Below are 19,209 nucleotides of genomic sequence, written 5' to 3'. Positions count from 1 at the left end.
CCCTTGACCGAGGAGACCGCCGACCGATACGCCCTGATCGCTGCCGGGACAGTGATCATCGTCCTGACCGGCGCCGGATTCTGGCTCTCCTACGCCCACCTCGCCGAAGTAGCAGGGCGACACGGCCTGGACCGCTCGCCCATCCGGCAGTGGGCCTGGCCCGCCACGCTGGACATGTTCATCGTCGCCGGCGAACTGCTGATGCTGCGGGCCGGACTTCGCAGGGTGACGGACTGGTGGGCTGTCGGACTGACGGCTGTCGGGTCACTCGGATCGATCGCCCTGAACGTGGCCGGCGTGAACGGCACCACCGCCGGTCCGGTCCCGCTCCTGGACTACCTGGTTGCGGCGGTCCCACCGACCGGCGCGATGCTGGCCTTCGGAGTCCTGATGAGGCAGATCCAGCAGCGCGTCGCCAGGCCCGTCCGAAACAGCCGGACCGGAACCCGGACCGGACCGGGACCGAGCGGGACCGCCGGACCACAGGACCGCACGGAAACCCGGACCGGACCCAACCCGGACCAGACCGACACCCCCACCGGACCGCCCCGACCCGGACCGAAACCCGGACCGGACCCGGACCCAAGCCGGACCGCCGGACCACAGGACCGCACGGAAACCCGGACCGGACCCAACCCGGACCAGACCGACACCCCCACCCGACCGACCCGACCCGGACCGAAACCCGGACCGGACCCGGACCCAAGCCGGACCGCCGGACCACAGGACCGCACGGAAACCCGGACCGGACCCAACCCGGACCAGACCGACACCCCCACCCGACCGACCCGACCCGGACCGAAACCCGGACCGCGTCAAGCTCGGACCGGCCCTGTTCGCCCCCGGACCGTCCGGGCGAAGGTGCATGCCGGACGGTCGGACCGCCGGACCGGACCGCGTCGCCTGTCCGAGGCCGAGGTCGTCGAGCTGGTCCTCCCGGACGTCCCCGCAGTCCTGGCGGCCGAGGGGAACGAGCAGATCACCAGGACCCAGCTGCGGGGCATCATGCGCGCCCGCGGAATCCCCCTCGGCAACGAGCACATCGGTCCCGTCCTGACCGCGCTTCGGGCCGCCACCGCCTCCACCACTTCCTCCGAAGGAGCCACCCGCCGATGAAGACGTGCGACCGATTCACCGACCTGAAGGCCGGATACGAACGCGACATCACGTTCCTGCGCAACCACGCCGCCCGTCACGCGGGCAGCACCGCCTCGAAGTCGAGCACGCGGCACGCCCTGGCGGTGAAGCAGAACATGGCGAAGGCCCTCACCCGCCATTACACGCGCTGCCCCCTGTGCAGATGAGCCGCACCCATGCCCGTACGGCGGCCCGGACCAGCACCCGGGCCGCCGCCCCGTTCCCGCACCTGGCCTCCCGGAAGGAGCCGAAACGCCCATGACCTCAGCCGAGAACCCGCGCGAAGCGGAGCAGGACCAGCCCGTCAGACCGGCCGAATCCCCCGAACGTGACCACCGTTCGCCCGGCACCAACTCGTACCCAGGAAGAGCAAGTTATCCCTTTGGACACTCCACCATCGGCGGAGTGTCCAAAGGGTTCCCTGCCCCTGGGGGGCAGGGCCTCGTCCGGCGCCGGGGGACGCCTGACGAGGAGGCTGCGACCGAGGGCGGATCGCAGCCAGGAGGGGACCAACAGCCCACGCACGAAGCCGCGTCAGCCTCCGCTGCACCCGCAGCCGCCCGTACGCGACGCCGTACGTACAAGCGCCGTCAGCGCCCCAACGTGTGCAGCGTCCGTATGAGCGACGACGAGCTCGCGCTCGTCGCGACCGCCGCCAAGACAGCCGGCGTCACCCTCGCCGGCTTCTTCGCCCGCGCCGCCCTCAGCGCCGCCCGCGATCCGCAGGCCAGCGCCGCAGCCATCGCAGGGCGCCGCGAGATGGTCGCCGAGCTGTTCGCCGCCCGTCGGCACCTCGGACAGATCGGCAACAACCTCAACCAACTGACCCGCGCGATCAACTCCGGTGCCCAGCCACCCGACGCCCAGCTCGACGCCGTGCTCGACGCGGTCCACCGGGCCTCCGCCCGCGTCCAGGGCGCCACCGACCAGCTCCTCGAACACACCTAGGACTCCACACCACCATGGTCCCCAAGATCCACAAGCGCGGGCAGCGCACCATCGGCCTCCTGTACTACCTGTACGGGCCCGGCAAGGCCGAGGAGCACGTCGACCCGCACCTGGTGGCTTCCTGGGACCATGGCGCCCCCGACCCCGGCCGCGATCCCGAGGTCACGTACAAGCAGCTCCAGCAACTCCTCGACCAGCCCCTGGTCCTGCTCGCCGAAGACGAGCGGCCGGCGAAACACGTGTGGCACCTGTCGGTGCGCAACGGCCCCACCGACAGAACCCTGTCCGACGAGGAATGGGGCGACGTCGCCCGCCGCATGGTCGCCGCCGCCGGGATCGACGACCCCGACCAAGGCTCCGGCTGCCGCTGGGTCGCCGTACGGCACGCGGACGACCACATCCACATCCTGGCCACCCTGGTGCGTGAGGACGGCAACCGGCCGGAACTCGACTTCGACGCCGTCCGCGTCCAGGCCGAAGCCCGCCGCCTGGAGCAGGAACTAGGGCTTCGCCGCCTCAACCCCGGTGACGGCACCGCCGCCAAGCGGCCCACCAGTGCCGAACGCCACAAGGCCGCCCGCCAGGGCCGTGAGCGCACCGCCCGCGAGGAACTCCGTGAGACCGTCCGGCGGGCCGTGGCCGGCGCAGAAAGCGAGAAGGAGTTCTTCGACCGCCTGGGCGCCGCCGGCGTTCTGGTGCGCACACGCGTCGCACCGTCCGGCGACCTCCTGGGGTACACGGTCGCGCTGCCCGGAGACGTCAACGCCCAAGGGGAACCGGTCTTCTACCCGGGCTCGAAGTTGGGCCCGGACCTGTCCCTGCCGCGGATCCGGGAGCGCTGGTCCGGCCGCCGGAACAGCCTGGTCGCTGAGCAGACGGTGCCGTCTGGGCCCGCATCGGCGCGGCGCCGGGCGAGCACGGCGCTGTGGCAGGCAGTGCTGGTCATGGACGGGGCGGACGACGGGGTGGCCGCGGCGTACATCGCGGCTGCCGGTGAGGTCCTGGACGCGCTCGCGAAGACGTCCGCCGCCCACACCCGGCGCGAACTACGAGAAGCCGCCTTCGTGTTCGAGCGGGCCTCCCGCTCCCACGTGCGGGCCGAACGCGGGCACGACCGGGCCCTTCGCCAGGCTGCCCGCGACCTCGTCTACAGCGGTCCTACGCTCGGGCGAGGGGAAGACGGCGCGACGACCGCGATGGTGATCGACGCCGTGTTCTTCCTGGTGACCGTGGCCGCGCACTGGCACGGGAAGAAGGCACACGCCCAGCAGGCCGCCGCCGCCCAGCTGGCCGCCGAGCACCTGCGCACGGCCTACCGGGCCGCCGCCGCGCAGCCGATGGGTGTGCTGGCCGTACGGGGCCGGTCGCTCGCTCTTCCGGTGCTGCGCCGCCAGGTCCTCCGGGTCCGTGAATCACTGCCGTCGGCGTTGGCGGAGCAGGTCCTGGCGGAAGCCGGGTGGGCGGCGCTGGCGGCGACCCTGGCCGATGCCGAGGCGGCCGGGTACGACGCCACCGCCCTGCTGGCCGATGCGGCTGCCCGCCGGGAGCTGGCGAGCGCCGAGTCGGTGTCGGACGTGCTGGTGTGGCGGCTGCGCCACGCCGCGGACCTGCCGGCCGACGCCCAGGCGACGCCCCTGCCCGACGGCGGCTCCGTCCCGTCGGACCCCGCCGGACGGAAGGCCGGGAACCCGGCCGCGAAGGGCCCACAGCGCCGCCGGAGGTGACCCGGCTTTCAGGAATTCGTGAGTTGCCGCAGATGGGGGCGGCGGGGCACGCTTCATGACCCGCCGCCGTGTGCGGGGAGCCAACTCTGGGAGGGGAGCCCAAGTGTTCGGTCGCAGGAAGGCGAAGCAGGAGCCTGGAAAGATGGGGCCGGCGGGTGTCCCGTGGCTGGCGTACGCGGAGCCGCAGTGGCCCGAGCCCGCCCAGCCGACGCCCGAACCCGCTCCGGCCGCTCCGGTAGTGGACGACTTCCTGCCGCCGGACTTCCGGATGGACACCGACGACGAGCTGGCCGGCCGGTTCATGCCGTGGCGCCGCCCCCTGGTCGTCGACGGTGAGGTCCGCGCCTGCCCGCAGTGCGAGGCGTACCGGGACTGGGTCATCCTGTGCACCCAGGGCCGGATCTGGCTGCGCTGCCGCGACGGACACGAGACCCTGGAGCCCCGCCTGGACGTGGCCTGGTACAACCGCAACAGCGGCCCGAGCAACGGCAAGTTCGGCACGCTCGAGGAGGGCCTGCGCTCCCTCGACCACTGATCCGGCACCCCGCCCCTGGACCCCCTGTATTCCTGCCCTGCCGCTCGGAGGAGGCGGCCACGGTCAGCCCACTCGCATCCGACCCAGGGAACCCGTATGCGCCTTCGCCATTCCGCCATCCTCACCAGCACCTGCCTCGCCCTCTGGGCCCTGACCGGCTGTTCCGCCCCGCCCTCCGACAGCGCGCCCGCCCCGGCGCAGGCGGAGACGCCCGTACCTACCTCCGGCGACCACGGAGTGCTGCCGTCGGAGCGGCTGGCGGACAGGTTGCTCACCGCCGACGATCTCGGCCCCGGCTACGCCGCCCGCCCCGCCGCAACCACGGCTTCGCCCGAGGCGTCCGTCAAGGGCTGCCCGCAGCTGGAGCAGCTGGGCAGCGCCGCGGACAACCCGTACGCGATGTTCCCGAACCAGGGGAAGCGGGTCTTCACCGGCCCCGGCGGCACCCAGCTGACCGAGGAGCTGTACTCCGCACCGTCCAAGGACCTCTCCGCGGGGGTCGGGCGGATCATGACCGCGATGGGCGCCTGCCCGTCGTACCAGCTGGTCACCGCCACCACCGTGGCGGAGATCCGCACCCAGACCGTGCCCGTGCCCCGTCTCGGTGACGAGCAGTGGGGGCAGGTCCTCACCGTCACCGCCGGCGGGCGGCGCACCATCGTCCAGCAGACCGTGATTCGCGCCGGGGCCGTGCTCCTGGTCCTCTCCGGTAGCCCGGCTGAAGTCACAGTCCACGGGCAGGCCGCCCTGGCCAAGGCAACAGCCCGCTGAGCCCCCTGTCCCCTCCCTTCTCCTATATGGAGGTTCCGTGACCGAGTTCGTGTCCGCCGAGGCCCTCGCCCGTCTCGCCGCCGCCGGCGATCCGCAGGTGCGGCTGATGACGGCCCTCGCTGCCCTCGGAGCAGACCGGACGCAGATCCTTGGCGCCAGGCCCACCGGGCGCCGCGGGGAAGTCGCGCTACAGGAGAGTGAACGAGCCACGGCGGCGTTCGCCGAGCTGCAGTCCCTGCTCGGCGCAACCAACGCCCAGGCGAGCGCCGCTCCGGCATCCGTGCCCGTGCTGCCCATCTCACGGAAAGCCTGGCCGCAGACGGGGGTCTCCCTGCTGCGCACTGGCACAAGCCCGGTGACCAGCCGCGCGGAGGTGCCACGGGCCACGGCCGCTGACCGGCGCCAAAGGCGACCGCCATCGCCTGGCACCCCGCCCGACTCGCGCACAAACGCCGAGGCCGGGCGGGGCGCCGGTCTCGTCGGCAGGCATCGCGACCGTCTCCTGGAGCCGCACATCGATCCGTGACCGTACTGCCACGCAAAAGGCCGACGGCCGGACCCAAGGGGGTCCGGCCGTCGGCGTGTCAGACAGTCGGTTGCACAGTGAGCTGGCCCTCGCTGCTCTCCGGCAAGGTGTGGCGCAGCACCGGTGCTGGCGAGGCCAGAGAGGCGGCGAAGGCCGCGACGAGATCATGTGGCGTGCTGGCGGAGAACATGGCGGCCCACAGGAGCCCGGCGCCCATCCTCGGTTCACACCATGCCTGCCATCCCGCCGCTTCCGCCTCGGGATCGAGGACGAGCGGGTCGCCGTCCTGAATGCCCTCGTCCGGCAAGGTCGTCAAGACCATGCTGGCGGCCAGCCGCGGGTCGGACATGGCGGTGGGGGTGTCGATGTCACGGACCCAGCCGCCGCCGGCCAGCGCGTCGAGAACCGCCTGCGGTCCGGCGTAGCCGTGGGCGGAATCCGGACGGTCCTCCAGGGCGAGCAGGAAGTCGGTGACGGCCTCGGGCGGGGTGCCAGCGGAGAAGTACGCATTCCACTGGGGAAGGCTGTCGGGAGTAGCCCGGGCAGAGACCGTCCACGCCACCGGCTGATCGCCCAGGAGGATGGGCTCATCGGCCAGCACCCACTGCGCCCAGCTCAGTGCGTCCGGAGCGACGTACAGGACGGTGCTGCGAAGAACCTGCCGGGCGTCGTCGGACTCCCCAGGTTCACGCCGGCCTCGGACGAGGGTGAGGCTGGTCCAGCCCGCAGCAGTGAGGTGGGAGCCGACCTGGTCGGCAAGGAGGCCACCGTCGCCAGCGAGATGGCGCGGGGTGACCCAGTACGCGGGAAGGGAAGAGAAGTCAGGGGACGGGGGCAGAAGTGCTCCTTGTCGTCAAGGGGTGTCGCGGCTCGTATCGCCGTCGGAGACGGCGCGCAGCCGCCGTCCCCGTGCAGGCGGCCCGACCGGAGGCATCCAGGTAAGGGCCTCGGCGACCGGCCTGGGCAGGTTCCCGTATTGCACCGCCTTCGCGTCCTCGGCGAGATACACGACCGGTCGTCCGTCATGGTCCGCGCCCACGATCACGGCACCCATCTTGTGGGCCATGGCGAAGAAGGGGTTGATCGCGAGCCGGACACGGGCGGAGGGGTCCGCCACGGACAGGTGCTTCATCAGATCGGCGACGGTCATCTCGGCGCCGGGCTCGGGCTGAGGGGCCACGGTTCTCCTCACGGGTGGAAAGCGCTGTGGTGGGTGCGGATGTGCGCCGCGCGGTCTGCGAGAACAGACCACGGGGGACAGCGGAGCCGCCGGAGGACGGGAGGCGAGGATCCCAGCCGGAAGGCGGAGGCATGGTCAGTGCTGCCGTCGAGCGGTGGCAAGCACCTCGGAAACGGTAGCGGCCACGAGCCGTGCCGGGGTTTGCGGGTCGAAGACGACGCGGTAGCCGGGAACCTTCGCTGTGCCGGTGACGGCCAGGACCCAGCCCTCGTCCTCGGCTCCGGGCCGGCCTTCGGGAAACCAGCCGAGATAGAGCCTGCCATCGGCCGAAGAGATATGGGTGTCGGCCCGGTCGTCGACGATGAGGGTGAAGTCGCCGTTCGCCTCGGGGAAGCAGTCGATGACCTCGGTCGGCTGGCCGGGCCCCAGCAGCCAGCTATGCAAACGCAACTTCTCGATCGTGGTGCGAAATCCGGCGTTCGACAGCTCCACAGTCACAAGCATCACCTCTCTGACCTGGGAAAACCCCGAGTCGGGGGAAGGTCGTCTAGGTTGACATGCACTGCAACGTTGCACCAGTCCTTGCGGGATCTTTCCTGTCTGCCACCGGCGAACTCATGTCCTTTTTCGTGGGATCTCAGACGGCGTGGCCAAATCTCGCGGCGGTTGGCCAACCCGTGGCCGACTGGCCACGGATCTGAGACTCCCCAGCCCACTCTGCTCACTCTTTTGGGTGAAAGTGAAGTAGTGCAGCCCCCGTCTGGACAGCCTCTGGGCAGTCCGGCCCATCTGACCGGCACACCGCCACCCGCCTGGAGCAGTGGCGCACCTGGTACGAACAGGACCACCCCTCGCTCCAGGACATCGCCGACCACGAAGGAACAAGCCTCTCGACCGTCAGACTCGCATTCCTCAAGAACCGCGTCCCGCTGCGCCCCGCGGGGTCCTATCCGGGCGGCCCCAAGGAAATGATCCTCAGCTGCGAACAAGCCGGCCCGATCGAAGGGAAGGTTTTCGAAATCCCATCCCGGCAGTCGCTCCGTCTCCTAGCCTGTTCTGCAGCGATCACGGGCGAGGCGGCAAAGGTGTGAAGCGTGGCTGGGGACGACTTACCGGGGAAGGCCGACGACCTTGCCGTGGTCCTTTCGGTGTCCGAGTTCCAGCTTGCGCACGCCGGCGCCGACAGCGAGGAAGACGACGAGGAAGACCCACCGGAACGATCGGCCTGGGATGAGCTCAAGTTCGCCGAGCACCTCGGTGAGCTCGTTGCCGAGCGCTTGTCGGGAGTGCTGGCCGGTCCTCCGGATCACCTGCACAACCCGAACTATTCGACCGTCGCCGGTCGCCTGAACCAGTTGCTGAGCGACATCAGGGACGGCGGGGATGCGATCGTCCATGTCCTCAGTCACGGCTTGATCGAACCTGGCTCGAACGAGCTGTGCGTCGTCGCCACGGACTCCCTGCCCTCGGACCACCGGGACGTCTTCGAGACAGTTTTCGGGATCACACGGTTCCTCACCCAGGCGCGCAGGTGCTCCGGGCACATATTGCTGCTGCTCGACGTCTGCCACAGCGGGGCCGGCATCGATCCGACCAAGGCGATCACGTTCGCCGACCGCCGTGCGTTCGTCATCGCGGCCTGCCCGTCCAAGGACCAGGCATGGGACGGACGTTTCTCCCAGGCGGTCAGCGACGTCCTCAAAGGTCTGACTCAGGGCCACAGTGAGATCCACCCGAGTGAGCGCTTCGTCCGTCTCACGTGGTTCAAGGACGCGGTGCACAAACGGGTGCGACAGCTGTCCACGGCCGCGGGCCATCCAGTGCAGGAGGTTGTCTCCAGCGACCTGTACGGGCTCGTGACCGAGTTCCTGCCCAACCCGTGGTTCAGCGAGGACCCCGCAGAGGTCCTGAATCTGAAGAACTACTGGGACCTGCAGGAGTTCATCGTCGGTAACGTGCACGAGTCGCTCGATGTGCATCACTACCTGTCACGGGCATCCGGGCGCGACACGGCGCAGCAGACTCAGTCGACCTGCCACTTCAAGGGTCGTGAAGCGGAGCTGGAACGGATCCGCGCCTGGCTTGAGAGCGGCGCGGAGGAAGGTGCGACGCTCTGCGTCGTCACCGGGAGTCCCGGGGCCGGCAAGTCTGCGCTGCTGGGCGTCGTGGTCTGCTGCGCCCACCCGCAACTGGTCAAGAGACTCAGGCCGGTCATGCAGAGCATCCCGACGAAGCTCCGTCCCCATCCCCGCTCCCGAGTGGCCGCGGTGCACGCGCGGGGCATGGTCCTGAGCCAGGTTGTCGACACGGTCGCCGCCCAGCTCGATCTTCCGCTGCCGCCGGAAGGCTGGACCGCTCAGAAACTGGTCGACGCGGTCGCCGGGCTGCCGGAGGAACCTCTGATCGTGGTGGATGCCCTGGACGAAGCCATCGAGAGCGTCCAGATCAGTGTGGAGCTGTTGCTGCCGCTGGCGAACCGGGAGGACCGGGGCGGCGGCCGGCGGCGGGCATGTCAACTCCTCGTGGGTGTGCGCCCCTATTGGGACAAGCTTCCCCAGTTGGCGGAGGCCGCTGGCGACGCACGCCAGTCGCTGGTCAACCTGGACGCCGCCGACCGGGCTGGGCTCAGGCAGGCCCTGACCGATTACATCGACGAGATGCTCAGTTATACGGACACATACCTCACCCGCGGGAAGGAGCGGGGCATGGTCGCCGAGGGCGCGGCCGAACGCATCGAGAGCCATGCCGAAGGGGGAGAGTTCCTCATGGCCCAGCTGTCCGTCCGGTACCTCGAGGCCGCGGCCCCGATCACCGAGGCGGAGCTCGAGCGCGCGCTCAGCGGACTGCCACTGACCTTCGCCGCCCTGCTGGAGACACAGCTGAGTGAGGAGCGTACCCATCCGTGGGCACGCCCGGTCCTCGCAGCCCTGGCCTTCAGCGCGGGCAGCGGAATGCCCGCCGACGCGATCGCCGATGTCGCGCCCGTGTTCCACCCTCGGAAGGCACAACCGACCCGTGCCGACGTCCGTTCGGCGCTGGACCACGTGGCGTTCTACCTCCGGCAGGACGTGGACCCGACGTACGGGACGACGCTCTACCGGCTCTTCCACCAGGAGCTGGTGGACCATTTGCTGCGCCACCCGCGCGGCGGATCCGGCCGCCCGTTGGCCGGGTCGCTCGCAGACCGACCGGAGGAAGGACCGGGTGCTGGCCCGGTGACGGCGTCATGACCGAGGACGAAGAGGCCGTCTTCCGACGGTTGCTGTCCAGCGTGCCGCGCTACGGCACCGGTCGGCGCTGGGATCTCGCCGATCCCTATCTGCGGCGGCATGCTGCCGAGCACGCGGCCCGGGTGGGCGGCGACCTGCTCGGCGAACTCCTCTCCGACGGCGAGTACCTGGTGAACGCGGACCCGAGGTCCGTCACCTCAGCGCTCTCCCCTTTCCGGGACGTGTACGGGGGCTTCATCCAGCAGCTGCTGGACGTGTACTGCGCCTCCGTCAGCTGGCACCAGCGGGTGGATCCAGGAGCGCGACGTCAGATCCTCGCCCTTGACGCTCTGCGCCTCGGCCACCGGGACCTGGCGGCGAGCATGGAACGTCTGCCGGGCGGCCGCGTGCTGCCGTGGCACTGCGTGTGGTCGAGCGCCACCAACGTCTCCCCATCGGCCGGCGCCACCATGACCGGCCACGCCGAGGCCATCACCGCCCTGACCGTGACCGAGGTCGCCGGCCGTCTGGTGGCGGCAACGGGCAGCAAGGACCGTACGGTTCGGATCTGGGACCTCACCACCGGCCGGACGCGGCACGTGCTGCTCCACGGTTCGCCGGTCACCAGCCTCGCCTCCACTCTTCTCGACGGCCTGCCGGTTCTGCTGACCGGCGGCGATCGGGTCACCCGGTGGGATCTGTCGACCGGCCGTCCGATGGGCTCGGTGTCCGTGGGATCTCCCGTCAGGCAGCTCGCCATCGACGACTCCGGTCTGATCGCCATGGCTACGGAGACGTTCCCCTACGTGGCCGACCTGCGTGCGGAATCGGAGCTTCCCCGGCCGGTGAGGGCCGCAGGACAGCGGGTGCGGTTCGTGGCCGTCTGCCGCGAAGGGAACAGCCGCTTCGCGCTCGCCGTCACCGAGGGCAGCTACGTCAGCGCATTCGCCCTGCCCGGCAGCGAGCTCCGGTACCGGGACGTGCTGCGCCGCAACGGCGACGCGGCGGACCGGATCACCGCCCTCGCCACCCGTGACGTCGACGGCCAGTGCGTCGCGGTCGTCGGCCACGCGAGCGGAGCCTGTACGGCCTTCCACGCACACAGCGGCCTGCTGGTCCATTCCCTGCTCCACCCTGCGGTCACCGAGGGCCGGCCGCCCCGGGGGGTGCGTAACGAGGTCGACTCCATCGAAATCCACCCGTCAGCGCATGGCTGGCGGGCCGTCGCGGGCCACCGGGACGGCATGCTGCGCACCTGGGACCTCGGCTCCGGCGGGCTGCTGCACGAGGAACGCGCGCACGCCGGCTCCGTCACCGATCTCGTGACCACGACCGTGGACGGCCGCCTCGTGCTGCTGACCGCCTCGGAGGACGACACGGTCCGGTCTTGGGACGGGGAGACGGGCGCACTGCGGGACGTCCTCGCCGGCCACACCAGTGGGGTCACCCGCGTTGAGCCGGCCCTGTCCGGACTGTCCGGTACCCGCCCGATGGCGGTGACCGTGTCGAAGGACAGAACCGTGCGCACCTGGGACCTGCGCAACCGCCGGACGGGCCGGTTTCCCGGCGAACATCCGAACTGGGTCCGCACCCTCGGCCTCCACCGCATCGACGGACGGCTGTACGCCGTCACCTCCTGCCGCGACGCAGCCATCCGGGTGCTCGACGCGGGCACCGGCGAGAACGTACGGGAGTTCGCGGATCCGGAGGGGCAGCCTCTCCAGGCCGCCGACGTCCTCACGCACAGCGGGTTCACCTGGATCGCCGCGGGTGGCGAGCAGGGTCGGCTGCATCTGTGGGAGTACGGCATGCCGGAGCCGCGGGCAAGCACGGACCCCGGACCCAGCGCAGTCACCACGCTGGCCCTCCTCGCCCCGGACCTGTTCCGGTTTCAGGTGGTCGCAGGCAGGAACGACGGCGCGCTGGCCGTCTGGTCCCCGGGCACGGGTGAGGAACCACGGCTGCTCGCCCCGCCCGGGCGTGGCAGGGATGCCGGAGTGTCCGCACTGGCCGTCGCCGAGACCCCACGCGGACCGGTGGTCTTCAGCGGAACGTATGACGGCACGTGCCGGACCATGCTCCTGCGCACCGGGCGCCTGTTGCGCAGCCACCGCTTCGGGACACCGGTCAAGGCGGTGGCGATCGGATCGGTCGCCGGTGAGCCGGTCACCGCTGCAGGCGACGAAAGCGGCCGTATCACCCTGAACCGCTTGGCGGACGGCACGGTACTGCGCACCCTGCTGGGCCACACAGGCCCCGTGCGCTCACTCGCCTTCTCCCGGGTCGGTCACGTGGACGCCCTGGTCTCCGGCAGCTCCGACGGAACCGTCCGCATCTGGCAGACCTCGACCGGAACCCAGCTCGACCGCATCGACCTCCCGGACTACGTCCAGACCGTCGCCCACGCCGACGGCGTCCTGGCCATCGGCTACGGGCGCGAGGTCTCCGTGTTCGCCCCGTCAAGCCGACCGACCCAGCCGGAACACTGAGGAGAAGGAAGCCGATGACCCGCATTCTCGCCATCCACGGCGTCAACCAGTACGACCCGGCGCGCACACCCGATGCGGCCGCCGCGCGCCTCGGCGCGGTCTGGCACCAGGCCCTCAACCGGGAACTGCCCGTTCCCGTGGACGCCGCGGACATGCGCCTGGTGTACTACGCGGACCTGCTGCGTCCCACCGGTCCCGCCGCGCAGGGCGCCACTGACGACCTCGACCACCTGTCACCCGAGGCTGCAGACGCCGCGCGCCGATGGGGCGAACTGCACGGCCTCGACCTGAACAAGGCGCAGGGCCGGGTCCTGACGCCCGTCCGCTGGGTCGCGGACGCTGTCGCCCACCGCAAGGGGCTGGACACCAAACTCGTCCGCAGGTTCGTGGCCTCCTACTTCCCCGAGCTCGTCGGCTACCTGCACTCCTCTGCGCGCCAGGCGGTGCAACAGCGGCTGGCGGACGCCATCGCCAAGGAGTCCCCCACGGTTCTGATCGCCCACTCACTGGGCTCGGTCGTCGCCTACGACACGCTCTGGCGGCACGCCCACAAGGTCGACGTGCTGCTCACCATCGGGTCGCCGCTGGCCATGCCGGACATCGTCTTCCCGCACCTCCAGCACACCCCCAGGTCGGGTAGGGGAGTACGGCCGCAGACGGTGGGCCACTGGATCAACATCGCCGACCCCGGAGACCTGGTCGCCATCCCCCAACCCCTCACCAACCACTTCGACGACGTCGACTCGAACGTCTCGACTGGCATCGGCGCCTTCAGCTTCCACAAGGCCGCCTCCTACCTCAAATGCTCCGCCACAGCCAAGGCACTCGCTCCGTTCCTCAGGTAACGCCTTCTCCCGGACGGGTCGTACCGGTGGCCGGCCATCGGAGCGTCCCACCAGCCCGGGCGCCCGGATCCGTTGGGCAGGGCGCCGAGCGATGATCGGCACCCTGCCGTATCGGCGTAAGGACGTTGTCACCGGGGGTTGACTACCCCACAGCCTCCGCAGGCGTCGGCTGACATAGGGTCGCTTGGCTCGAGTCCGAGGTCTCCGCCGGAGTCTGCCGCCGTCTGCACTCAGGAAATGGCCGCCCTCGTGAGACGCAATTTCCATGCCACAGGTGAGACAACTAGCAGAGCGCCAGATCAGCGAGCAGTCCCATGGCATGAGTCGCGAGACCCTACAGTCATCCAATTGAGGCGTTTGACAGCTAACCCAGCCGTTTCGGCTTTTCTGACAGTGAATCTAGCCGTGAGGGGTAACCAGCCTCGATCCCGATAGTCTGGAGGCCGAATCGTTCGGACACGGGGGGATGATGGTTCGAGCACTTCTGATCGGGGTTGGGGCCTTTGAGAACGTGGCCGACGGCGAGTGGAGCCCCACGTCGGAGGGGTTGTCTCCGCTGCCGTCGGTTGAACCGCAGGTGCGTGAACTCGCCGTGGTGCTCTCGCGCTTCGACGGACTGAACGTCAGTGAACCGGTGATCGACGCGGACCGGGTCAGCGTCGAGGAGAGCTGGCGGCACCTGCGGCACGATTCGGTGGGCCGGCCGCGTATCGTTCACTTTGCCGGTCATGGGGTCTCTCGTGGCCGGGTCTTGTACCTGCAAGTGCACGACAGCAGTCCGGCCGACCTCCCGGAGTCAGCGATCGATGTCGGCCGATGGCTGAACGAGGTCGAGCACGGCTCCGACCAGTCGCCCGTCCTGTTCCTGCTCGATGTTTGCGGTGCAGGGGCCGCGACGGACTACCAGCTGTTCCAGGACGTTCCTGAGGGCGACCGAAGGACCTGGGTAATTGCGGCCTGCACGGCGGACGAGAGCGCCTTCGACGCACGGTTCACCAAGGCCACGGCCCGGGCGCTGGAGCGGCTTCGCTTGGGTCACTGGGATCTCTCTCCGGCTCTGTCCCACGTTCCGGTGGAGGCTGTCGCTGACGAGATCGCGCGGGAGCTGGTCCGCCTCGGCGAGGGGTATCCGCAGACCGTGATGCACTCGCCTCGCCGAGCCGCCTCGTTGCCGGTACCGGAGTTCTTCGCCAACCCGGCGTTTAGCACTGACGGCTGGCAGCGGCTTTGGAGCCGACTCCGGCTGGCAGTTCGGGAGCTGGCGGCGGAGTTCGACCCCGGTCTGGACCCAGTGCACTTTCTCACCCGGGCGTCCGGACGCCTGGACGACGCCGCTGCGATGACGGGCTGCCTATTCACTGGGCGGACCCAAGAGCTGACCCAGATTCGCTCCTGGTTGGCGAGCGACGAACCCCTATTGCTGGTCACCGGAAGCCCTGGGGCCGGAAAGTCGGCGCTGCTGGGGGTGACGGTCTTCCTGTCGCACGCCCAGCTCGCCGAGCTGAGTACCGTGCTGGTTGGTCGCATTCCTGCTCAGTACCGCCCGGAGCGTCGGTACCCGAATCTTGTCGCGGTCCATGCCCGGCACCGGAGCATGGACGAGGTGATCGCTTCGATCATGGTTCAACTGACTCCCGAGGACGCGGAGCCGGCCGTTGCTAGCAGTGAGCAAGCTCTGGACGAGCTCAAACGCATGGCCCAGGACCTGCCGGAACCGGTGGTACTCATCCTCGATGCCATTGACGAAGCCCTGGAGAGCGGCCGCATCGTACGCGATCTGCTACCCGAGCTCCTGCGCACGCTCCGCTCTGACGGCCGCCCCGCGTTCCGAGCGCTCGTGGGGATGCGCCCGCCGCAGACGGACGGCCACCAGTTCTGGGAGGTGCCCGGTGCCCACGGGATGGTCCTTGACCTGGACACCTCCTCCGGTGTCCAGGACCTCGCGGACGACCTCACGACCTACATCGCCGACATCCTGTATAGCGCCCCCGGTTACGGCGACCAGGCCCTTCGTGAGTCCGTAGCCCGTTCGGTCGCTACCGCGATCGCACATAGCCCCGATCGGAGCACCTTCCTCGTCGCAGCGCTCTTCGCCGACTTCCTGCGAACCGGTGTACCCCTGAACCCCGCCGAGGCAGTCGCCCGACTACCGCAGAGCCTGCCACACCTGCTCGAACTGCACCTGCGGACCACGCTGGACGGCGACCCGTGGATGCGGCACTTGATGGTGGGGCTGGCACAAGCGCGGGGGCAGGGTATGCCGCTGGAGCTTGTGGCCGCAGCGGCTATCGCTGCCGCCACGGCCGCGGGTCAGGAGCTCCGCCCGCTGACCCCGGGCGAGGCTCGCGAGAAGCTGGCTACCGCCCGCTTCTATCTGCGGACGAACGTCGATGCGGACGGACGTCAGCTCTACCGGTTCTTCCACGAGACGATCACCGAGCACTTCCGTGACGCCGGGGCCGAACTCGACAGGCTCGCCGACACGCTCTTCCAAGAGCTGTTGTCGGCCGTCCCCGGGCGGTGGGCCGCTGCGGGGCCTCGGTGGGACCTCGCCGCACCGTATCTGCTGCAACATCTTATGGAGCATGCCGTCGCTGTACCGGGCGGATCCGCGGTCGACCAGTTGTTCCTGGACCCGGAGTACCTAGTCCGTGCCGACCGCAGCAGCATCTGGGAGGCCGTCCACCGGACGAGGACCCCGGCTGCGCGGCGGGCCGGGGTCGCGTACAGGACAGCCTCCGGTCGCTTCGATATCGGCAGCCTCTTTGGCCAGCGCATGCCGCTGGAGACGCGCCGTGCGAGGCTTCAGCAGAGCCTGGCGACCTACCAGGCAGCCGGGCTGGCACGCCGTCTCCACGACGAACGGGCCGCGCTCCACACGCAGTGGAGCACGGGCCTGCCCGAGGAGTCCCTGCTCCACGTCATCGGCGAGGACGAGTTGGGTGCCACGGTGTCAGCCCTGGCCCTGGGAGCTGTCGAACGACGGCTTCTCGCCGTGTTCGCCGGCACCGACGGCTCCCTCCAGGCATGGGACATCACGCCGAGCCCCGACGATTCTTTCCGGTACTTCTCGGCTCCCGGGACAGACGAGGGTGCCATCACCCAGGTGGCGATCGCAGATCTGGACGAGCGGACGGTCATTGCCTCGGTCACTGACCAAAACGTACTCCAACTGTACGACCTCGCGACGGGTGCACTCGTCGACGACGCACGCCTCGACGGCGCGCGGGTCTCAGCCTTGACGGTCGTCCGCACCGGCGACGAAACGGCCCTTGCAGTCGGTCGAGTCAGTGGAGAGATCAGCCTGGTCGGCCTGCTAGGCGAGTCGTTCGGCAGGCTCCTCGACACCGTCGAAGCCGGAAACGACGCCATCGCTTCGCTGCTCAGCGTGGAGTCCGCAGACGGCTCCCTCAGTTTCCACTGTGTGTCCGCCGAGCCTCAGGGACATGGGCCGAAGGTGCTGCGGAACCTGGACGAGCGGCCCGTCACCATCTCATCGGAGGGACCGCTCCAGGAAGTGCGGATCCAGCCCACCAACGCGCGCACCCCGCTGTACTCCCTCATCGCCTACCACCCCAGCATGTACGCGGTAAGGGGGAACGGTGAGACCGTCCACGTCGTCACCGGGGCCGAAGACCGCGGGCTGACATTCGCAGACATCCGTCAAGTCGACCGCTTTCAGCTCGCGCTGACCGCCCATCGCGATGGCAACATGCGGGTGTGGGACCTCGACGTTTGCCCGCGGTTCGGTCACGGCCAAAACCAGTGGCACCCCGCCGCAATCCTCGGCGTCATCCGGCTCGGCAGCTCGGAGCTCGCCCTCAGCGCCGAACTCGCGTCTGGTGAGATCAAGGCTTGGGACCTGAGCACCGGCGCCGAGGAGCACGAACTGACCGACTTGGGCGAGCTCAGCCACGCCGTCACCGTGACAGCTGGCGACGCGTCCTACGCCGTCACGGTGACGACGGAGAACGAGCTCGACACCTGGAATGTCCGTGAGGATGCCCTCGAATCGACGGTCCGCCTGCAGGCCCCGGCCACCGCGTTGGCCGCTATGCCGCACGGCGATTCGGTGTGGGCCATGGTTGGCGGTGCCGACGGCAGCATCCATGTGTGGGACACGAGCAAGGAGTCGCCTTCCCACATCCTCGTCGGCGTGGAGGGGCCGGTCACGGAGCTGGTCGCGGGCATGGTAGGCGGCGAGTCTCTCCTGATCAGCGTCCACAACAAACACAGGGTCTGTCTCTGGTCCCTGGCTGACAGCACCCTGCGGCAATCGATCACGCTGGACCGGATCGGAGCGATCGCGATCCAAGGCGGGCGCCTGTTGGCCGCCGAGCAATCGTCGGACAACGATCAGGTGCGCATCTGGGACCTTGTCACGGCCTCGCTTGTGGGCTCAGTCCCTGTGGCCGGCCCTCGGGTGATGGCTGTCAGCCAAGTGAACGGCAGGCCGATACTCGTGGCCGCTGTCAGCGAGGCGGAGGTACAGGCATGGGATGCCGAATCCGGCGATCCACTCGGAGCTCCGGCCCCAGTGCCGGATCGAGTGCATACGATCGCCCCCTACAAGAGTGGCGTGCTGGTAGGCAGCAAGGCCGGCCATGTCACGGCCCTCGGCTGGGCCTGCTCCGCAGCGGCGTCGACACTCCGACCGACGCGGCTGACCGTCCACGTCACCCACGTCCTGGCTTGGTTGCCGGGCGAACTGCTATGTGGCGATGCCCGCGCAGACGGATGGGAGTTGTACACCGTCAGCGAGTGGGAGGGAGGGCTGCCGCCTTCCTTCGGCCTGGTCTACGCTCGCCCCGTCACTGCGACGACGGCCGAACTCCACGATGCTCTCGTTGACGTACTGAAGCCCGACGGATTTGACGTCGTGCGGCTGGAGCCACACTGGTACGAGATGAGCAAGGTCGACGGCGTGACCACCGGTGGCCCGTGGCGATTCCCGGCGTACTCCGTTCATTGTTACCCGGAGCAAGGAGTAGAGCAGTGACGATCGTCGCAGTGCACGGCATCGGCAACCACCTGAGCGGCCGCTCGCCGGAACAGGCGGCCACCGAACTAGCAGGGCAGTGGCAGCTCAAACTTCAGCATGGGTTCAAGGCCGCCGGACTGGGCGACCACCGGCTCCCTGCCCTGCACGCCGCGTACTACGCTCACCACACCCACGCCGCGGAGCGGCAGGCTGTCGTGCCGGATGTACTTGCCCTCGACGAACGAGAAGAGTCCGTCGTCATCGCCTGGGCGATGGCCCTAGGTTCACCCAACCTCCAGGAACGACAGGGACTAATTACTGCACCACTGCGGCAGGTCCTGTCCTGGGTTTCCCGACGCCGCAACCTCCCCATCGGGACGGTCATTCGGCTTGCCGTCCAGCTGGCGGGCGAGGTCCGCCGCTATCTCCACGTTCCGCAGGTACGGGCTGCCGCCCTATCTACCGTGGCCGAGTCGATCCGACGGGTGCGCCCCCGCGTGGTGCTGGCGCACTCCCTCGGCTCCGTCGTCGCGTACGAGGCTCTCCATGCTCACCCGGAACTGACCGTGGACTGCTTCGTGACCTTGGGCTCTCCCCTTGGCCTGCCGAGCGGGATTTTCGATCACCTGGTGCCCGCGCCAATCGCCGATCGGGGTGCTCGACCTGCCGGGGTCCGCTACTGGGTGAACCTCGCCGACACAGGGGACCTGGTGGCGATTCCTCATCGGCTTGGCGACCGTTTCCCCGTTGACCAGCACGCCGACACACCGAGCCTTTTCCATCTTCAGCCTGAGCTGGCCAGATGCAGGGTGAGGACAGCCTGAACAAGGCTCGTGATGCGGGTGGTCGAGCAGCGGAGCTTGC

At 69.5% G+C, this 19,209-nt stretch carries 15 protein-coding genes and 1 pseudogene; 13 read left to right on the top strand and 3 right to left on the bottom strand.

The window, feature by feature from the left end; translation table 11 throughout:
• Positions 1-3: 3 nt before the first annotated feature.
• From ACFY15_RS33975 to ACFY15_RS33940, 8 genes and pseudogenes are all read left to right on the top strand, one after another.
• Positions 4-418: pseudogene (locus tag ACFY15_RS33975) on the top strand (DUF2637 domain-containing protein); the annotation flags it as partial.
• Positions 419-861: 443 nt separating this feature from the next.
• Complete coding sequence (locus ACFY15_RS33970; RefSeq protein WP_390826750.1) at positions 862-1,116, top strand: hypothetical protein; 255 nt, start codon at positions 862-864, stop codon at positions 1,114-1,116.
• A complete protein-coding gene (locus tag ACFY15_RS33965) occupies positions 1,113-1,304 on the top strand; it encodes a hypothetical protein (RefSeq protein ID WP_390826749.1) in 192 nt (63 codons plus the stop codon). Before ACFY15_RS33970 ends, ACFY15_RS33965 begins: the two co-directional genes overlap by 4 nt.
• Positions 1,305-1,395: 91 nt before the next feature.
• Positions 1,396-2,085 carry a plasmid mobilization protein gene (locus ACFY15_RS33960; RefSeq protein WP_390826748.1) on the top strand — a complete coding sequence of 230 codons (690 nt, stop codon included), beginning with the start codon at positions 1,396-1,398 and terminating at the stop codon, positions 2,083-2,085.
• A gap of 14 nt (positions 2,086-2,099) precedes the next feature.
• Entirely contained in the window at positions 2,100-3,809 is a 1,710-nt protein-coding gene (locus ACFY15_RS33955) for a mobilization protein (protein WP_390826747.1), read from the top strand.
• Between the two features lie 142 nt (positions 3,810-3,951).
• Entirely contained in the window at positions 3,952-4,344 is a 393-nt protein-coding gene (locus ACFY15_RS33950) for a hypothetical protein (protein ID WP_390826746.1), read from the top strand.
• Positions 4,345-4,440: 96 nt separating this feature from the next.
• Positions 4,441-5,115 (top strand): hypothetical protein, encoded by a 675-nt coding sequence (locus ACFY15_RS33945; protein ID WP_390826745.1) that lies wholly within the window; start codon positions 4,441-4,443, stop codon positions 5,113-5,115.
• 37 nt (positions 5,116-5,152) lie between these two features.
• Complete coding sequence (locus ACFY15_RS33940; RefSeq protein WP_390826744.1) at positions 5,153-5,641, top strand: hypothetical protein; 489 nt, start codon at positions 5,153-5,155, stop codon at positions 5,639-5,641.
• A gap of 58 nt (positions 5,642-5,699) precedes the next feature.
• Here ACFY15_RS33940 and ACFY15_RS33935 read toward each other — a convergent pair whose 3' ends face one another.
• The 3 genes from ACFY15_RS33935 to ACFY15_RS33925 all read right to left on the bottom strand — a co-directional run bounded on the left by ACFY15_RS33935 (position 5,700) and on the right by ACFY15_RS33925 (position 7,325).
• The gene (locus ACFY15_RS33935) at positions 5,700-6,260 is read right to left on the bottom strand and encodes a DUF317 domain-containing protein (RefSeq protein WP_390826809.1); all 561 of its coding nucleotides are present in this window, start codon (positions 6,258-6,260) and stop codon (positions 5,700-5,702) included.
• Positions 6,261-6,494: 234 nt separating this feature from the next.
• A complete protein-coding gene (locus ACFY15_RS33930; protein ID WP_390826808.1) occupies positions 6,495-6,791 on the bottom strand; it encodes a hypothetical protein in 297 nt (98 codons plus the stop codon).
• 165 nt (positions 6,792-6,956) lie between these two features.
• Positions 6,957-7,325, bottom strand: coding sequence for a DUF317 domain-containing protein (locus ACFY15_RS33925; protein ID WP_390826806.1), 369 nt, complete (start codon positions 7,323-7,325; stop codon positions 6,957-6,959).
• A gap of 590 nt (positions 7,326-7,915) precedes the next feature.
• Between ACFY15_RS33925 and ACFY15_RS33920 the strand changes: the two genes are divergently transcribed.
• The 5 genes from ACFY15_RS33920 (at position 7,916) to ACFY15_RS33900 (ending at position 19,169) form a co-directional block, all read left to right on the top strand.
• On the top strand, positions 7,916-10,051 hold the full coding sequence (locus tag ACFY15_RS33920; protein ID WP_390826743.1) for a hypothetical protein: 2,136 nt from the start codon (positions 7,916-7,918) through the stop codon (positions 10,049-10,051).
• The gene (locus ACFY15_RS33915) at positions 10,048-12,519 is read left to right on the top strand and encodes a WD40 repeat domain-containing protein (protein WP_390826742.1); all 2,472 of its coding nucleotides are present in this window, start codon (positions 10,048-10,050) and stop codon (positions 12,517-12,519) included. The genes ACFY15_RS33920 and ACFY15_RS33915 overlap by 4 nt, the downstream gene beginning before the upstream one ends.
• 14 nt (positions 12,520-12,533) lie before the next feature.
• Entirely contained in the window at positions 12,534-13,364 is an 831-nt protein-coding gene (locus ACFY15_RS33910) for a hypothetical protein (protein ID WP_390826741.1), read from the top strand.
• 511 nt (positions 13,365-13,875) lie between these two features.
• Positions 13,876-18,363 carry an AAA family ATPase gene (locus ACFY15_RS33905; RefSeq protein WP_390826740.1) on the top strand — a complete coding sequence of 1,496 codons (4,488 nt, stop codon included), beginning with the start codon at positions 13,876-13,878 and terminating at the stop codon, positions 18,361-18,363.
• On the top strand, positions 18,360-19,169 hold the full coding sequence (locus ACFY15_RS33900; RefSeq protein WP_390826739.1) for a serine peptidase: 810 nt from the start codon (positions 18,360-18,362) through the stop codon (positions 19,167-19,169). The genes ACFY15_RS33905 and ACFY15_RS33900 overlap by 4 nt, the downstream gene beginning before the upstream one ends.
• Positions 19,170-19,209: the final 40 nt, after the last annotated feature.

Source organism: Streptomyces sp. NPDC001373, from assembly GCF_042895815.1.
Lineage (GTDB): Bacteria > Actinomycetota > Actinomycetes > Streptomycetales > Streptomycetaceae > Streptomyces.
Note: the sequence above shows the minus strand (reverse complement) of the source record. Positions and strands in the feature narration are given on the sequence as shown.